Source organism: Xanthomonas sp. NCPPB 3583 (assembly GCF_041475715.2).
Taxonomy (GTDB): domain Bacteria; phylum Pseudomonadota; class Gammaproteobacteria; order Xanthomonadales; family Xanthomonadaceae; genus Xanthomonas; species Xanthomonas euvesicatoria.
Window position 1 is genome coordinate 121810 of record NZ_CM191263.1, and the last position, 16940, is coordinate 138749.

General features: G+C 65.4%; 16 protein-coding genes and 1 pseudogene. 10 read left to right on the forward strand and 7 right to left on the reverse strand.

Going from position 1 to position 16940, the window contains the following annotated elements; genetic code table 11:
- Positions 1-87 precede the first annotated feature (87 nt).
- Positions 88-483, forward strand: coding sequence for a DUF779 domain-containing protein (locus ACCQ07_RS00520; RefSeq protein WP_011345853.1), 396 nt, complete (start codon positions 88-90; stop codon positions 481-483).
- A gap of 102 nt (positions 484-585) precedes the next feature.
- On the opposite strand, the gene ACCQ07_RS00525 is transcribed toward ACCQ07_RS00520, so the two are convergent.
- The gene (locus ACCQ07_RS00525) at positions 586-765 is read right to left on the reverse strand and encodes a hypothetical protein (RefSeq protein WP_014088937.1); all 180 of its coding nucleotides are present in this window, start codon (positions 763-765) and stop codon (positions 586-588) included.
- 150 nt (positions 766-915) lie between these two features.
- Between ACCQ07_RS00525 and ACCQ07_RS00530 the strand changes: the two genes are divergently transcribed.
- A complete protein-coding gene (locus tag ACCQ07_RS00530; RefSeq protein WP_033478792.1) occupies positions 916-1314 on the forward strand; it encodes a hypothetical protein in 399 nt (132 codons plus the stop codon).
- Entirely contained in the window at positions 1314-2273 is a 960-nt protein-coding gene (ku, locus tag ACCQ07_RS00535; protein WP_008573931.1) for a non-homologous end joining protein Ku, read from the forward strand. Before ACCQ07_RS00530 ends, ku begins: the two co-directional genes overlap by 1 nt.
- A gap of 137 nt (positions 2274-2410) precedes the next feature.
- Here the strand turns inward: ku and lldD are convergent, their stop codons facing one another.
- The 4 genes from lldD to ACCQ07_RS00555 form a co-directional block, all read right to left on the reverse strand.
- Positions 2411-3577: an FMN-dependent L-lactate dehydrogenase LldD gene (gene lldD, locus ACCQ07_RS00540; RefSeq protein ID WP_031420537.1), complete on the reverse strand. Its 1167-nt coding sequence runs from the start codon at positions 3575-3577 to the stop codon at positions 2411-2413.
- Between the two features lie 139 nt (positions 3578-3716).
- A complete protein-coding gene (locus tag ACCQ07_RS00545) occupies positions 3717-5231 on the reverse strand; it encodes a carotenoid oxygenase family protein (protein ID WP_057681990.1) in 1515 nt (504 codons plus the stop codon).
- 26 nt (positions 5232-5257) lie between these two features.
- A complete protein-coding gene (locus ACCQ07_RS00550) occupies positions 5258-5680 on the reverse strand; it encodes a DUF2141 domain-containing protein (protein ID WP_031420540.1) in 423 nt (140 codons plus the stop codon).
- A gap of 217 nt (positions 5681-5897) precedes the next feature.
- Positions 5898-6464 carry a methyltransferase family protein gene (locus ACCQ07_RS00555; RefSeq protein ID WP_008573922.1) on the reverse strand — a complete coding sequence of 189 codons (567 nt, stop codon included), beginning with the start codon at positions 6462-6464 and terminating at the stop codon, positions 5898-5900.
- A gap of 59 nt (positions 6465-6523) precedes the next feature.
- Between ACCQ07_RS00555 and ACCQ07_RS00560 the strand changes: the two genes are divergently transcribed.
- From ACCQ07_RS00560 to ACCQ07_RS00575, 4 genes are all read left to right on the forward strand, one after another.
- A complete protein-coding gene (locus ACCQ07_RS00560) occupies positions 6524-7723 on the forward strand; it encodes a sensor histidine kinase (protein WP_033478795.1) in 1200 nt (399 codons plus the stop codon).
- On the forward strand, positions 7720-8352 hold the full coding sequence (locus tag ACCQ07_RS00565; protein WP_014088941.1) for a response regulator transcription factor: 633 nt from the start codon (positions 7720-7722) through the stop codon (positions 8350-8352). Before ACCQ07_RS00560 ends, ACCQ07_RS00565 begins: the two co-directional genes overlap by 4 nt.
- Before the next feature lie 601 nt (positions 8353-8953).
- Positions 8954-9352, forward strand: coding sequence for a hypothetical protein (locus ACCQ07_RS00570; protein ID WP_031420546.1), 399 nt, complete (start codon positions 8954-8956; stop codon positions 9350-9352).
- 289 nt (positions 9353-9641) lie between these two features.
- Positions 9642-10190 carry a hypothetical protein gene (locus tag ACCQ07_RS00575; protein ID WP_031420548.1) on the forward strand — a complete coding sequence of 183 codons (549 nt, stop codon included), beginning with the start codon at positions 9642-9644 and terminating at the stop codon, positions 10188-10190.
- Positions 10191-10311: 121 nt separating this feature from the next.
- On the opposite strand, the gene ACCQ07_RS00580 is transcribed toward ACCQ07_RS00575, so the two are convergent.
- Together ACCQ07_RS00580 and ACCQ07_RS00585 are read right to left on the reverse strand one after the other, a co-directional pair.
- On the reverse strand, positions 10312-10710 hold the full coding sequence (locus tag ACCQ07_RS00580; RefSeq protein ID WP_031420549.1) for a hypothetical protein: 399 nt from the start codon (positions 10708-10710) through the stop codon (positions 10312-10314).
- On the reverse strand, positions 10707-14054 hold the full coding sequence (locus ACCQ07_RS00585; RefSeq protein ID WP_057681989.1) for an nSTAND1 domain-containing NTPase: 3348 nt from the start codon (positions 14052-14054) through the stop codon (positions 10707-10709). The genes ACCQ07_RS00580 and ACCQ07_RS00585 overlap by 4 nt, the downstream gene beginning before the upstream one ends.
- Positions 14055-14333: 279 nt before the next feature.
- Between ACCQ07_RS00585 and fabV the strand changes: the two genes are divergently transcribed.
- From fabV to ACCQ07_RS00600, 3 genes and pseudogenes are all read left to right on the forward strand, one after another.
- A complete protein-coding gene (fabV, locus tag ACCQ07_RS00590; protein WP_218497294.1) occupies positions 14334-15542 on the forward strand; it encodes an enoyl-ACP reductase FabV in 1209 nt (402 codons plus the stop codon).
- Between the two features lie 31 nt (positions 15543-15573).
- A pseudogene (locus ACCQ07_RS00595) lies at positions 15574-16059 on the forward strand (hypothetical protein); the annotation flags it as partial.
- Positions 16060-16169: 110 nt separating this feature from the next.
- Positions 16170-16808, forward strand: coding sequence for a DUF1629 domain-containing protein (locus ACCQ07_RS00600; RefSeq protein ID WP_218553956.1), 639 nt, complete (start codon positions 16170-16172; stop codon positions 16806-16808).
- The last annotated feature ends 132 nt before the right edge of the window (positions 16809-16940 follow it).

Sequence of the window (16940 nt, forward strand, 5' to 3'; positions counted from 1 at the left end):
ACACGTGTCCGCGTGCATGCACGCCCGCACATAGCGGCAGGGTATGGTGCTCGACAAGGCGGCCGGAGCGGCCGCAGGAGTTAGCCGATGCAAGACAGCACCACGCGCACTGAGCTGCCGGCCCAGGTAACGGCCACGCTGGCGGCACTGCAGCTGATCGACAAGCTGCGTGCCCAGCATGGCGATGTGTTGTTCCACCAATCCGGCGGCTGCTGCGATGGGTCTTCGCCAATGTGTTTTGCGGTCGGCGAATTCATCGTCGGCGACCGCGACGTCTTGCTTGGCGAGATTGGCGGCGCGCCGTTCTACATCAGCGCGCCGCAATTCGAATACTGGAAGCACACCCAGCTCATCATCGATGTGGTGCCGGGGCGCGGTGGCATGTTTTCGCTGGAAAATGGGGAAGGTGTGCGCTTCCTGGTGCGGTCGCGGCTGTTTGACGATGATGAATTCGCACGGTTGCAGCAGGCCGGCCGGGCGTGAGCGACGCGGTGACATTTGCCCCGTGATCACGGATCGGCCTGGTGCAGGTTGGTTTGTGTTTCAACCCACGCTTTCAGCCAGAGACCCGCCAGGAATACCTCTTCAGCCATCGGTCCCCGTCGATGGCGCGCTTCCCGGCTTCTTGGCCGGCGTCTGGTCATCGGCAGGAATCAGGCGCCCGGGCGCATCGCCGGCGCCGCGGTCTTCATAGTGTTCGGCGTCGCGCTTGCCGTGTTGTTCGCCCGGCTGGGTGGGTTGGTCGCGTAACGGGTCGCGGGACATGGTGGACTCCTGACAGCAAGATGGGCGAGCAGTTCACCGCGCCTGCGGTGAAGGGCACGCAAATCGCGCAATGCAAGCGAATTTCTCACGCATGGCTCACGGCAGCGGCGTTACTGATGTCAGCCCCCATGCCGCACCGTGGAGCCGCCCATGCGCCCCCAGGATCGCCGTCCCGACCGTCGCCTGTTCAGTGCCCATGTCGAGCCCGCTCCGCCCAGGCGCGCGCCGCGCAAGTCACGCATGCCGGATACGGCTGGCGTGGCGCAGGATTTCCATTGCTACAGCCTGGCCGACTACCAGCGCCGCCGCCGGCGTGGCGGGCCCACCTGGCGCGATTTATCGCCGGCCTATGCGTTTGCGCGGATCACCCACGCTGCCGATTGGCCGCGCGGGGCCGATATCGATTGCGAGCAGGCCCTGGCTGCGCAGTGGGACAGCATGCGTGGAGCCTCGCGACTGGACTGGCCGCATGTGCGCGACATTGTCGAAGATGCCTGGCTGGCCCTGGACCACATTCCCGAAGCCGCAATTCATGGAGCAGCGCACTGATGGCACGACCGATCTGGACCGGCACCCTTTCCTTCGGCTTGCTCAACGTGCCGGTGTCGTTGATGTCGGGCGAGCGCAAGGTGGATCTGCATTTCCGGATGCTGGATTCGCGCGACAAAAAACCGATCCGCTTCGAACGCGTCAATGCCGACACCGGCGATGAGGTGCCGTGGAAGGAGATCGTCAAGGCATTCGAATACGACAAGGGCAGCTACGTCATCGTCGAAGAACAGGATATCCGCTCTGCGGCGCCGGAAAGCCATGAAACGGTCGAGGTGGAAACCTTTGTCGATGCAGCCGACATCGACCCACGCTATTTCGAAAAGCCCTACATCCTGGTGCCGGGCAAGAAGGCCGAAAAGGGGTACGTGCTGTTGCGCGAAACCTTGCGCGACACCGGCAAGGTAGGCATTGCCAAGGTGGTGATCCGCACCCGCGAGTATCTGGCTGCGGTGATGCCGCAGGGCGATGCATTGATCCTGTTGTTGCTGCGTTATCAGCAGGAGGTGGTGGACCCGCAGGACTTCAAGCTGCCGGCCGGTGCGGTGGGCGAGTACCGCATCACGCCCAAGGAACAGGAGATGGCAAAGCAGCTGATCGAGTCGATGTCCGGCACCTGGCAGCCGGAGGATTACCACGACGAATTCCGCGGCAAGCTGGAAAAGATCTTGCGCAAGCGCATCCAGGAAAAGGGCGGCACGACCACCGTGGACGTGGAACCCCCTCAGCACGAAGACGCCACCACCAACGTGGTGGACTTCATGTCGTTGCTGCAGAAGAGCCTGCAGGCCAATACGCGCACGCCAGCCAAGAAATCCAGCACGGCCGAAACGGCAAGCGCACCTGCAAAGAAAGCGGCGACCAAGAAAGCGGCGAAGAAAGCCGTCAGGAAGACCGCAGGCAAGGCGGCCAAGAAGACTGCCGCCAAGACGGCCGCGCCCAGGCGCAAGGCGGGATAGGCGGGGGCGCAGCACGGACGGTACGGGCGGCATGCCCGCCTGTCGGCGCGCGCTTGGCCGCGAATGGTGAGGCACTCTTGGTCCGCTGCCTGGCGGGCCGCTCACGGCGCTCGATCACGCGCGACGGTCTCGCGGCGTCAAGGCGAGATCGCATCGGCCCGCTCGCGCGTCACCCGGCTCAACGCGTCGGCGCTGATCTCGGCGATGGAATGCGTGCCGGTCAGCGTCATCGCCACGCGCATTTCCTTTTCGATCAGGGTCAGCAGGTTTTCCACGCCGGCCTGCCCGGCGGCCGCCAGCGCGTAGACGAACGCGCGGCCCAGCAATACCGCATCGGCACCGAGCGCGAGCATGCGCACCACATCCAGCCCGCTGCGGATGCCCGAATCGGCCAGAATCTTCAGTTCGCCCTTTACCGCATCGGCAATGGCCGGCAGCGCGCGTGCGCTGGACAGCACGCCGTCGAGCTGACGGCCGCCGTGGTTGGAGACCACGATGCCGTCGGCGCCGAAGCGCACCGCATCGCGTGCGTCCTCCGGGTCCAGGATGCCCTTGATCACCATCGGCCCGGTCCAGAATTCGCGGATCCATTCCAGGTCTTTCCAGGCAATGGACGGGTCGAAGTTGGCGCCCAGCCAGCCGATGTAATCCTGCAGGCCGGTGGGGCTGCCGCGGTAGGCGGAGATGTTGCCCAGATCGTGCGGCCTGCCGAGCAAGCCCACGTCCCACGCCCAGCGGGGGTGCGTCACTGCCTGCAGCATGCGCCTCAGCGAGGCATTGGGCCCGCTCATGCCCGAGTGCGCATCGCGGTAGCGCGCGCCCGGCGTGGGCATGTCCACGGTGAACACCAGCGTGGTCACGCCCGCGGCCTTGGCCCGTTCCAGCGCATTGCGCATGAAGCCACGGTCCTTGAGCACATAGAGCTGGAACCACATCGGCCGTTCGATGGCCGGCGCCACTTCTTCGATCGGGCACACCGACACCGTGGACAGGGTGAAGGGAATGCCGCGCGCGGCCGCCGCACGCGCGGCCTGCACTTCGCCGCGGCGTGCATACATGCCGGTGAGGCCGACCGGCGCCAATGCCACCGGCATCGCCAGCGTTTCGCCGAACAGCTCGGTGCTCAGGCGCAGATCCGACATATTGCGCAGCACCCGCTGGCGCAGCGCTACATCGGCCAGGTCCGAGACATTGCGCCGCAAGGTGTGCTCGGCATACGCGCCGCCATCGATGTAATGGAACAGGAAGGGCGGCAGGCGTGCTTGCGCAGCGGCGCGGTAGTCGGAAGCGGCGGAAATGATCATCGAAGACGGGACGGCAGCGGCGGGGAGCGGCCGAGTGTAAGACGATCCATCCAAGACGGCACGGCACCGGGGCAGCGAGTCGGCACTCTAGGTCTGGATGCGGCTCGAGACAGTGCCATGCCCGTTGCAGTGCGCCCGCTTAGGCGGGCGCAAAATGCCCGTGAAACCCTAGCGGTAGCGCGTACGGAAGCCATGCCTGGGCCACCGGCCCGGCATCGATATGTCGTGCGTCCAGCACCATCAGCCCGGTGCGGCCGCGGCGGGTGTCCAGCACGGTGCCGACCAGCCAGCCATCGTCTGGGCGGTCGCTGCCGGGCCTGGGGACGAACACATGTTCCTCGGCCAGCACGTCCGGACCATAGCGATGCACCTGGCGGCGGTCGCGTTCCAGGTCATAGCCGGCCACGGCATTGAGGAACGGCGAGTTGTTGGGCCCATCGATGCATGGCGCATACAGGCGTGCGCCGGTGGTGGTCGGGGTGCGGCGGTCGTACAACGGCAATTCCAGGTTATCCACCGGATGCGGCTGCCAGTGCGCGCGGCCGTTGCTCAGGTCCAGATGCAGGCTGCGCAGTTGCACCTGTGATGGTGCGGCCGCCGGGTCGCCGTGCATGGCCGCACGCATTGGCGAGCGCGCCTGCTCCGGATCGTCGTACACGATGGCGCGCACCACGATGCGGTCGCGATGCGCATAGGCGTCGGCAAAGTGGTATGCCACCGCAAAGTCGGCTTCAAACCAGCGTGGTTGGTCCAACGCATCCTTGGGCACCACCGCAATCCGCGATGGCGCTTCGGGCGTAAAGCGCAGTCTTTCGAAGAACGCGCCCTCGCCGTCCAGCCGGCGGTACGGCGCCATGACCAGAATCAAATGCCGATCTGTCATGGCAAAGCTGTGCATATAGCCGGGGGCGTCGGTGTGCAGCAGCTGCACGTGACGCAACGTGGCATCTGCGCCCAGGTGCCAGAGCACCACGCCGCTGGCGCCTGCCGCATTGATTGAGCCGAAGTTCCATGCGCTGCCGTCGCGGTCGATCAATGGGTGTGCGGAAAACGGCATCGCAGCCAGATCGTCGCGCCAGGTCACCGGGCCGAGCGTGCGCAACGCATCCGGATCCAGCTCGATCGCCGATCCCGCTTCCCATAATGCGAACAACCGGCCATTGAGCATCGCCACCGAGGTATTGGCGGTGTTGACGTCGTCGTTATTGCGGACCGGCTGCATGTCGGGCACGGAGGTGCCAGCGGCGCGATACAGAAAACGCCCGGCCTGCTGTTCCTGGGTGAATTTATGCGTCGCCACCATGCGCCCGACGTGCTGCACCTGGGTGCCGCCCAGCTGCCAGCAATGCACCATGCCATCGCCATCGAACCAGTGTTCGTAGCGGAACCCGGCGCGCTCGGTCCAGGCCGGGCCATTGCGATACAGGCTGCCTGCCAGTCCTTCGGGAAGCTTGCCCTGCACTGCCGTGGTGGTCGGCCCGAAGGTGGGGCTGGTCACGCTGCGCCAGCCCAGCAGCCACGGTGTGCGCTGCACCTGTGTATGAAACGCTGCCGCTTCTGCGGCGTGTGCAGGCAGACTGCGTAACATCCAGCTGCCGAACGCAGCGCTGCCGCCGGCGGCCAACAGGGATTGCAGAAAGCGACGACGGTGCATGGCAGCGCTCCTATCGCGTGCCGGTGTCAGCGCATTTGCACGCTGATGCGCTTACCGCTGGCCGGCAGGTCGAAGACGATCTCGTCCAAGCCAGGCTTGCGCATGCCGGTGGGGTTGTTGCTGAAGCCATATCCTTCCACCGGCATGCCGATCAGGTTGGTGTCCAGCTTGCCGTTGGCGTTTTCGTCGTGATTGATCATCACGGCATAACGGCCGGGCGGAAGATTCTTGAACTGGATGTGCGGTGTGCTGCTGGTGATCGGCAGCGTCTGCGCCTGCACCGGCGGCTGTGCACTGTCCAGTTGTGCGGCCGAGGCGATCACCGCGATGCGCAGCTTGCCTTGTTGCGAACGCAAGCCGCTGACGTCCACGTTCAGGTCGGCGGCGTGCACGCCGGCGCTGCCGAGCAGCCATGCGAGCGCAACAACGGGATAGGGACGGGCGAGCATGCAACTCTCCTGGCAACGATAGGGATGCGACGCGGTGGGACCGATCGTACGCAGCGTATCCACCTTGCTGCGCTGGCGGCCGTCGCAGATCGGACCGTGAGGGGTCGCCCATACTTGCAGCAGCACGCCAGGTTGCATGTCGTGTGGGCCGAACCTGGGTGCAAGCAGACGAAGCACTGCCTGGCATCCATGCGCGACGCCGCTGCTGTCTGCGCCGTCACCACACCAGCGGCAGCAGGCGCCGGCTCTGCTTCGCATACGCCGGGTAAGCCACCGGGAAGGCGCGCTGCAACGCGGCCTCTTCGATGCGAATGCGGTACAGGAAGACCCAGGTCACCGGCACCACGATCGCCATCACCGACAACGCATTGCCCATGCCCAGCGCCAGCCCGTAGAACGCCAGCAGCGCGCCGGTGTACGACGGGTGCCGCAGCCAGCGATACGGACCGCGACGCACCAACTGGTGATCGGGCTGGATGGTCACGTCCACCGTGAACCAGCGCGCCAGCACCTGGATGGCCCACACGCGCAACGCCAGCCCGCTGCCGATCAAGGCGCAGCCGGCCCACTGCAGCGGCCCCGCCCAACCCAGCGGCCAGTGCGCCAGGCCGCTGTAGGCCAGCATCACTGCAACGGCCACCGCCGCAGACAACACGCGCCACAGGTATTTCAGGGTGCCTTGATCGTGCGCGCCACCATCGCCGGCGCGGCGACGGCGGCTGAGCAGCAGCTCATAGCCACCCCAGACCAGATTGAGCGCGATGAACAGACTGGAAGCGGACATGGTGTGACTCCTTGGCAACGCGGTGAGTGGATGAGGCCAGTCTGCGCGCGCACTGCACCATACCAGGGGCCGCAGGTCATCGATCCCACCTGCCAGAAGTCACCTTCTGCCTGCGCACCATTGCCGAGCGCCTGCATGGCGGTCAGCATCGCCGCATGAACTCTTCCTTCCGCCACCTGTTGCACCCCCTGCGCCTGGCCGCTGCGTTCACCATTGCCGCGGTCGCGCTGTCGTTCATGCCCGATGCGTCTGCCTACGGTGCCTGGCGCTGGGGCGCGCTGGCCGGCTTTACCGCATTGTTCGTGGTGCACACCGTGTTGCCGCAAACGCATGCATTGCGCACGGTGGCCACCCTGCTGCAAGCGGCGTTGGCCTTGCTGCTGGTCTGGATGGAGCCGCATGCCGGCACCGCGCCGGTCCTGCTGGTGATGCTGGTGGCGCAGGCGGGCATGACCTGGCCGCCGTTGCGCGTGCTGCTGCTGGCGCTGGTGTTGAACGCGGGCATGTACGCGGTGCTAGTGCACGCCGGCTTCGATCGGGCCTTGTTGATCGTGAGCATCTATGCCGGCTTCCAGGCCTTTGCCGCACTCACCGCGCATTACGCCCGCAGTGCCGAGCGGGCGCGCGACACCTTGGCCTACGTCAACGCCGATCTGCTGGCCACCCGCGCGCTGCTGGCCGACAGTGCGCGCGATGCCGAGCGTTTGCGGCTGGCGCGCGAGTTGCACGATGTGGCCGGGCACAAGCTCACCGCCATGCGCATCAACCTGCGCCTGCTCAGCGCCGACCCGGCCCTGGCGCAGCGCAACGAGGTGGCGGTGGTGGAGCAGTTATCGGCTGAACTGCTGTCGGACATCCGCAACGTGGTGCAATCGCTGCGCGACGACCAGGGCCTGGACCTGCAGACCGCCTTGCGCGCGCTGGCCGCCCCGTTCCCGCGCCCGACGCTGCGCCTGCAGATCGATGCCGACGTGCGTGTCACCGATGCGCGCGTGGCCGAGCTGCTGCTGCGGCTGGTGCAGGAAGCGCTGACCAATGCCGTGCGGCATGCCGACGCCGATGAAGTGGCCGTGCACCTGCATTGCGTAGGCGCACAGTTGCACGTGGACATCTGCGACGATGGCCGCCGCGCCGAGCGCATCCGCGAAGGCAACGGCATTACCGGCATGCGCGAACGCCTGGCCGCATTGCATGGCCAGCTGGACCTTGGCCGCACACCCACAGGCGGCATGCACCTGATTGCGAGACTACCGGTATGAGTTCACGTCGTATTGCCCTGGCCGACGACCAGATCCTGGTGCGCGCCGGTCTGCGCGCGTTGCTGCAGCAGCAGGGCGTGGAGGTGGTGTGCGAGGCCGACGACGGCCAGGGCCTGCTGGATGCGCTGGCCATCCATACGGTGGACGTGGTGCTCAGCGACATCCGCATGCCCGGCCTGGACGGCATCCAGGCACTGGAGCAGCTGCGCGCCCGCGGCGACCGCACCCCCGTGCTGCTGCTCACCACCTTCGACGACAGCGACCTGCTGCTACGCGCCAGCGAGGCCGGCGCGCAGGGCTTCCTGCTCAAGGACGCCGCCCCGGAAGACCTGCGCGAGGCGATCGAGCGCGTTGCCGCAGGCGACACCCTGCTGCAGCCGGTCAGCACCGACCCGGTGCGCGCCCGCTACCAGTTCCGCGACCAGCAGGCCCCGCGGGAGACCTTCAACGAACGCGAGGTGGCGATCCTGCGCCTGCTGGCCGGCGGCTATTCGAACAAGGAAATCGCCCGCACCCTGTTCCTGGCCGAAGGCACGGTGAAGAACTACGTCTCTACCATCCTGGAAAAGCTGGGCACCCGCGACCGCACCCGGGCGGTGTTGAAGGCGATCACGTTGCGGGTGATTTGAGGGCGGGGAATCGGGAATCGGGATTTGGGATTCGAGATTGGGGATTCGGAAAAGCGGGCAGGTGGGGACCGGATCGGAAAGCCCTAGAGCTAAAGAGAACCTAAGCCCCTCTCCCTCCGGGAGAGGGGTTGGGGTGAGGGTACGGCGGAAGACAGCCACCTCGGACAAGCTCAGCCGTGGCCTGAACTTGCAGTCGGCCTCACCGGCCGATCCCGCCTTGCATCCCAGAACAGTGCGCAGCCTTGCACCGTCATCCTGCAACTACGCGCCACCTTGTCCCGCGGTAGAAGGGCCGAAGTTCGCTTGCTACCCGACACGACGCAAGCCCCTCGCCCCCTCGGGAGAGGGGTTGGGGTGAGGGGACGGCCGATACCACTTGCTGCCGTTTCGCCCCGCCCACACGCTGTCCCGAGTGCCGAGCTCGTTCAGGCCTGCATTTCTATGTGACTGTTCCATAAGGGTTTATGGGCAACCGCCAGCGTCGGCCAGCAACCGTAAGGTTGCCGTCAGGTCTGGCGCGGGGCCGCGCATGAAGGGTGATCCGGCGGCCAGCGACGCCGCCCGGGGACGCGCCGCGCTCCGGTCTGCTGCGGAGTCCGTCATGCGCCTGGTCCGGTCGTGGTTCGTGTTGATCGTCGTGCTGTTCACCAGCGCCTGGGGGGCGTCGACCCAGGCCGAATTGCCGGTCAGTTGGCCCCGCGCAGCCCTGCCGATCCAAACGGTCGCCGAACGCGACATGCGGGTCGTCGTGGGATGCGCGTCGGCAGTGCAGGGAACTGCTGCCCATGCCTGCGATCGACTGATCAGGCGCTTCGATGGAGAAGGTTGCCGGCAAGGTCTGGCGAGTCGCCCACGCCAGGTCGGCCAAACCGATGACCCTGAATGCGCGGGCATCGGCACGGGCACGGCCGGCACGTGGTCGAGCCGTGGCCAGATCAAGCCGGCTTTCAGCAACGGAACCGAGCCCGACGAGCGTCTGCGCAGGTTGGCCGACATCTAGCCACGCTCCTAGGGTTACCTGGGATGCACCACGCCCGCAGCGGCGGCAAGGAGCAGGCGCCACGCAGTGCATGCGGCGCCAGATCGATGCCGCGTGCTGGCAGCAGCACGCCGTCATCCTGCAGGATCGGGCGACACGCGCTAGACGCGCAGCAACACGGTCGATACGAAGGAACGTATAAAGACGCAAGGCCGCAAGGAGCGGCCATGCTGGTGTGCAGCGTTGAGGAAGTGACACGATGGGCAGGTATCGGATTGGCTGCGCCGTTTTGGCTATCGCATGTTTGCTCATGGCCGCCACCGGCTGTGCAAAGCAGCCGAGGTTATCGTCGCGACTGATCGTGACCCTCGACGCGCCGATACTGGAACAAGGGGGCGCGGTCATCGTATCGGCGCGTCCGATTGCCGATCACCAGTGGCGCCTGCTTGAGGGCGCCAGGTCAACCAAAGCCGGGTACGAGAAAGAATTTCAAGTCACCGTTGCCTCGCCGGCATCGATCATCGAGCTGCATTACCCTGAAAGCGGAACCTATAGCTTCAAGCTGCAGCCGGCAGCACGTGCCAAAACACGTCCTCTCCAATCGCGTCGGGTGCTGATCGGCCAGGCCGACCTGACGGATCCGCAGACAAAACGCCAAGTGCATTGGCCTTCGATGAGTGTTGTCCATGTCAGCGGCAGCACCTACCCGGAAGGGTGGGCGCGCACTCTAGCGTCCACGTTCGACGTGCCTTTCAAAAGCGATGCGCCAGACAACTATGTGATATCCAGTTTTCCTGCAGGTCGCGTGATTGCCCTGACGCCCAAGGCAATCGATACCTACGTTCGGGACACCAACTGAGCACCTGCATGCAGGCGCTCCGCGGCGGTCGGGTCTCTTATTGTGTGCAACTGAGCCATCGCTCGATCGCGCGGCGGCTCCCGTCCGGCGGCGAACCGTCGGACGGAGATGGACTCAAGGATCAGTGACGCCCGAATTCGGTCGGCGAAATTTCCGGATCGTTGCCGACCTGGGGGTCGCAGCTGAAATGCTTGCCGGTGTGGGTATCTTTCACCACCACGCTGAAAAAGATCAGTGTCCGGTCTTTATTGGCATTGACCACCTGCACCCAACTGCCGTCGGAGGCAATTTCCGCCGGGCCGATCTGCCCCGTCGAATCGGAATTCAGCAGGCTGATGATCTTGAAGCGGTGGGGCACCGATTTGCAGAACGCGTAGCGCAGGGTCACGCCCTGTTCGCCTTTGCCACAGATGAGCAGGTCCGGCGAGAAGCTGTAGAAGTAGGCGCCCCTGCCGGTATTGCCGCCGAACTCAACGTGCGCCACGGTCAGTGTGATGGGGATGATCTTGGGATCGGTCATGACGTTGGTGATTCCTTGAAGAGCGGGGCATAGAGGGAAACGAATCCCGGGTGGCGGTAGCCCGCTTGATACAGCCATCCGAGCTGTTGCGTCACGGCAGCGCGCCGACCCAGATGAATCTGTGCGCGAATCCAGGGGTCGAGCAAGGTCTTGTCGCGACTATTGCCGATATCGGCGCCGAGCACTGCCACGGCACGTTGCCAGGCGGCGCGTGCACCGACGTGATCGCCGCTGGCGTCCAGCTGTTCGCCATACCAGACCAATGCAGTCGCCAGCGCCGACACGCCGATCAGGTCGGCCGGTTTGGCCTGATGCAAGGCATCCAGCCGCGCCACGATCGCCGCCAGACTGGCCGTCTGACGGTCGCCGTGCAGTCCCTGCACCCGATTCAAGCGAAGCGCGATGATGGCGTCCAGCCATTCCCATTCCGGCAGCGGCTGGTGCGCCAGCACGCCTGCCAGCGTTTGCCGCGCCTGGGTGAGTTGGCGTGTGGCAGCAGCGGCGTGCCCGTCCAGCGCGGCCACCCAGCCGGCCTGCGCATAGGCATGCGCCAGATCGCGGCGCCAGGTGCGGTTGTCCGGCTGTTGCGCGACCAGTGGTTCCAGCATCCCCACGCTGGCTTGCGCGTCGGCTTGCGCCTGCGCCAGGTGACCGCGTGCCAGCGCCAGATTGGAGGTGCGCACCAACGAGGTGGCCATGCGCCGTCGCCAGGCGTTGGCATCGGGATCGTGCTGCACTAGCAGGCGCAGTGTTTCGATCTGTTCGCGATAGCCCTGTTCGGCCGGTGCCAGCAGGCCCTGGGTTTCCTGCGCCAGACTCAGCCAGGAAAGGCTGTCGACAAGCTCATAGCGCACGGACGCGTTGTCTGGGGTACGCGCCAATACTTGGCGTTTGAGCGCGATCGAGCGGGCGAACAAGCCGATCGCCGTGTTGGCCTGCCCTTCGCTACGCGCCAGCGTGCCAAGATTGTTGAGCGCGTACGACAACTCCAGTTGCCAGTGTGGATCATCCGGCGCGGTGCGCACCAACCATTCGCTGGCGGCCAGATACTGCGACCAATGGGTGCGTGCCAACGGAAACTGTTTGCTGCGATAGGCCATGTTGCCCAGCCAATACGCCGTCTGACCTATTTCCGCATGCGCCTCCACTGCGTCCGGCGCCTGGGTACGCGCCTGCTCGGCAGTGGACGCGGCACGCGTGAATGCGGCCTGCGCCTCTTCCAGCTTGCCCTGATTCATCAGCACTTCGCCGGTGGTACGCAGCGCACGTGCGTGGTTGATCAGATCACCGGTTGCCATGCCCGACTCGGGCAGATCCTCCAGATAACGCAGCGCACGGCTGCCGACGCTATCGAGCAGTTTGAGGTTGCCCACGGTGCGCAACTGCTCGGCCAGATCGCCCAGCATGTAGCCCACCAGTTGCTGCGCTTGATCGCGGCGTTGTTCGGCCACTTGCTGGGCCTGGCGCGCCTGCCAGCCGAGCAGCAGCGAGGCGCTGGCCAGCACCACCAGCAGTGCGGCGGCGGCGGCGTATACGCTGCGGCGCTGGCGTTGCGAGCGTTCGCAGGCGCGCAGGAAGGCATGATCCAGGGCGTCCAGATCCTGCGGCATGCGTCGCGCAGCCTCGCGTGCTTCGCTCAGCGGGCGGCCGCTGTTGAGCAAGTGATCGCTGCGCCGGCCTTCGGCGGCCCAGCGTTGTGCCGCCAGTTGCAGCCGCTTGCGCGCCTGCAGCAGGCGGCGGTTTTCATGGATCCACTCGGCCGCACGCGGCCACTGCCGCAACAAGGCTTCGTGCGCGACCGCAAAGCCCGGTTCGCCGGCCACCAGCTCGCTGACGAACAGGCGCGCATGCACGAACGCATCCACCAGCACGCGCGCTGCGCCACTCGCCGGCAATGCCGACCACAGCGCACGCCGCGCGGTGACGGCATCGCTGTCGGGGTGGATCACGCTCAGCAGCGTCAGCACCTCGCCCAACGCGGCCTGCGCATTGGAAGGCAATGCGCGAAACGTCCGCTCGGCATGATGCGCCAGCGCGCCTTCCAGGCCGCCCAGGGCGCGATACGCGGCAAATGTCAGCAAGCCGTCGTCGCTGCGCTGCGCATGCAGGGCATGCAGCAGATGTTGCAGCAACGGCAACGCATCGGGCTGGCGCGTGGTGGCATCGCGCAGCACATCGTCCAGGCGGCCGGCGCCGCTGTGGTCTTCTTCGAAGCGCAGCCCGGCCATCGCTGCCGGCACGCGGATGATCTGGCCAATCTCGCCATCGCGTGGCGGCAGCAGATCCACGTGCCCATCGCCGCGTTTGAGCTCGACGATGTCCGGCAGCGCATCGATCAGGCGCGGATAAAAATCGCTGCGGGTGAGCATCAGCACGGCCACGTGCGCGCTGGCGCACAGCGCGTGCAAGGCGGCCGCCAGCGCAGCGCGATCGGCGGCCGTGATGCCGGGCGTGGCCACCATCGCTTCGGCATGGTCGATGACCAGCAGCAGATGGCGCCGGGTGTGCACGTTCTCGCGCGCCGGGCCGGTTTGGCGCATCGCCTCGTCGATGGCCGCATGCAGCGGCGCAGGTTGCTGCAGCCATTCGGGCAGGCGTGCCGTCTGCGCCGGCGACAACACGGCGCGCCCGCCTGGTGCCCACTCGCTTAATGCGCGTGCGAGCGTATCCAGCACATCGCCGCCGCGGCATTGCGCCAGGTTGCAGTACGCCACCGCGGTGGCCTCCAGCCCATCCAGGCCGCCGGGCTGGCACAGCAACGGCACCACGCCGGCGCGCAGCAACGAGGTCTTGCCGCAGCCGCTGGCGCCGCTCACCAGCACCAGCCCACGCTGGCTGTGCAATTGCGCGCGCAACGCGCCCAGCACCTGCGCAATCGCATGGCTGCGGCCGAAGAACACGTCTGCATGTGCCGGGTCGAATGCCTGCAGCCCCATGTACGGGTTGCCGTTCCCCCACGCCTGCGGACCGATCACCGCACCGCGGTAATCGTCGGGAAACACCACCTTCGGCAGCAGCCGGTAGCCACGCTTGCGGATGGTTTCGATGAAGCGCGGCTGGCGGCTGTCGTCGCCGAGCTTGCGGCGCAGCTGGGCGATGGTCTTGTGCACCGGGTTATCGCCGTAGAAGCTGCCGTGCCACACCTCGATCAACAACTGTTCGGCGCTGATGACCTCGCCGGCGCGCTCGGCCAGCGCGATCAGCACTTCCATCATGCGCGGTTCCAGCGTGATGGTCTGGCCGTCGTCGATCAGCGTCAGCCGCTCGGGCTCGACCAGCAATGGCCCAAGACGGAACCGCGGAACGGAGCCCAGCTGCGTGACGCGCTCGCTTCGAAGAGACATCGCTCAAATAACCGGTCGCACAACTGGAAGGGGCCTCGACAATCGCCCTCAGGCGCGGCCAGGCACGGCACGGCAGGGCCGAAACGTAGCACAGCCCGCTGCCGGGTGAGTCGATTGCGGTCGCTGTTCGTTGCGGCGCGCGCGCAGGTGCTGGCGTCAGGCTGCCCCGCGGCGGCCCTCACGTGCTTCCATACAGCGGCGTGTGTTACGCATCAGGCTGTTTCGCGCGCGCCACACGCACTAAGATGCCGCCAGCATCTTGCTGACCAGGAGTCCACGTTGATCATCCATCCCAAAGTGCGCGGCTTCATCTGCACCACCACGCATCCGCTTGGCTGCGAGCGCAATGTGCTCGAGCAGATTGCCGCAACGCGTGCGCGTGGCGTACGCACTGACGGCCCCAAGAAAGTGCTGGTGATCGGCGCGTCCAGCGGCTACGGCCTGGCCTCGCGCATCACCGCTGCCTTCGGATTCGGTGCGGACACGCTGGGCGTGTTCTTCGAAAAGCCCGGCACCGCCAGCAAGGCTGGCACGGCCGGCTGGTACAACTCGGCCGCATTCGACAAACATGCCAAGGCGGCCGGGCTGTATAGCAAGTCGATCAATGGCGATGCGTTTTCCGATGCCGCACGCGCGCAGGTGATCGAGCTGATCAAGACCGAGATGGGCGGCCAGGTCGACCTGGTGGTGTATTCGCTGGCCTCGCCGGTGCGCAAGCTGCCGGGCAGCGGCGAAGTGAAGCGCTCGGCGCTCAAGCCGATCGGGCAGACCTACACCGCCACCGCCATCGACACCAACAAGGACACCATCATCCAGGCCTCGATCGAGCCGGCCAGCGCGCAGGAGATCGAAGATACCGTCACCGTGATGGGCGGGCAGGATTGGGAATTGTGGATCGACGCGCTGGAAGGCGCCGGTGTGCTCGCCGATGGCGCGCGCAGCGTGGCCTTCAGCTATATCGGCACCGAAATCACCTGGCCGATCTACTGGCATGGCGCACTCGGCAAGGCCAAGGTCGATCTGGACCACACCGCGCAGCGCTTGAATGCGCGCCTGGCCAAGCGCGGTGGCGGCGCCAATGTGGCGGTGCTCAAGTCGGTGGTCACCCAGGCCAGCGCGGCCATTCCGGTGATGCCGCTGTACATCTCCATGGTCTACAAGATCATGAAAGAAAAGGGCTTGCACGAAGGCACCATCGAGCAGCTCGACCGCCTGTTCCGCGAGCGCCTGTACCGCGAAGACGGCCAGCCGGCGCAGGTGGACGACGCAAACCGCCTGCGCCTGGACGACTGGGAATTGCGCGACGACGTGCAGGACGCCTGCAAGGCGTTGTGGCCGCAGGTCACTACCGAGAACCTGTTCGAGCTCACCGACTACGCCGGCTACAAGCACGAGTTCCTCAAGCTGTTCGGCTTCGAGCGCACCGACGTGGATTACGACGCCGATGTGGAGACGGACGTCACCTTCGATTGCATCGAGTTGGGGTGATTACCGAGAGTCGCAACTCGGAATCGCGACTCTGCGTAATGCAGTGGCCCGCCACGTTGGCGACTGGGGGGCCTGCGGCGTGTCTACTGCGACAGCATTGGGCGGCAGCGGTTTCGTGCCTGCGGCCTTAGTGGTCGGCGACGCGCTGTTGATGAGCAAGGCGTTCGACAAGGGCGCCGATTTGCTGGACAACCGCGCCATCTATCACCAGACCGACAAGGCCGGGGTGGAGTGGCAGTTCAACGGTCGCAACTGGCAGCGCAAAGCGGCCATCGACCTCGCTCCAGATGGCCGGCGCACGAGCGGCGAGCAGCCCGTGGTCGCCAGCTACGAGAAATCGCAGGAACTGGGCGCGCTTGCCAACGCCAAGGCCGTGGAGTTGGCGCTGGGCAGAGTTCCTCCACCGCAGGACCCGTTCAACATCCCTGCACGGGCCAGCGACCAACTAGGACTAGACAACCAGAATTGGCGGCGCAATCCCGAGCGTCAGACCCGGGGGTGCCAGGTCAGAAATGCAAAACAACGGACATAGTACTACCGTTGCACTGTGTGCCCGGAAGTGCGACTGCGGCGCTAGACTCTGACGCAATGATCCTAGCGACATAAATCTAATGACGGATACCATCAATGGAAACGACGACAGCCAATCAGCCCAAAGGGGGTGAGTTCTTTATCCTCGAAGCGGGCACGATCAACGGTCCCGGGCATGGCGTCGTCTTTGTGAACTTAGATAGATTGCTGACGCCGCCGCGCTTGATTCTTTTGCCAGAAGGGGGGGGCTTTCCTGAGCTACGGGAGAAGCCTCAATTGATCTACAGTCCAAGCAAAGGTGTTCCCCCGCGGGATTTGGAAGCTGGTTTTAGTGGCTACTGGCTTGTGTCTGAGAGGCTTCATCGAGTCATGCTCTCGGTCGATCCCAAAGCCTTTGCTTTTGCGGAAGTAGACTACCGCCTCGCCGATGGAGCGGAGGGGCCGCGCTACTATCTCTGTGACGTGGTCCAAGAGATTGACGCATTGGACGAATCGACTTCCATACTCTCCATCGAGACTGGCGAAGAGTTCATCAACGGTAAGTTTTACGATTTGACTGGTGGCACAAGCGTCACGTTTAAGCATGACCGGCTAGGTGCCGCACATGTTTTCAAGACCCCTTATAACGACACGGTCTTCTGCGATCGGTTCTTCAAGGATGCGGCTGCTGCCGCAGGTATTGCTACCGACACCGATGCCGACGGCCTGTGGTTTATCGACGCCTCGGACATCTAGCAGCGCGGTAACGCTGAGAAGTAAGGAGCCTGCTTCATGCCTCGCAACGGACCTGTTTTTCAAGACCACCATGCCATCGAGCAAAGGACGCTTGAACGAAGCCCACTTTTGGAGATGCTGGCAGAAAAGGGG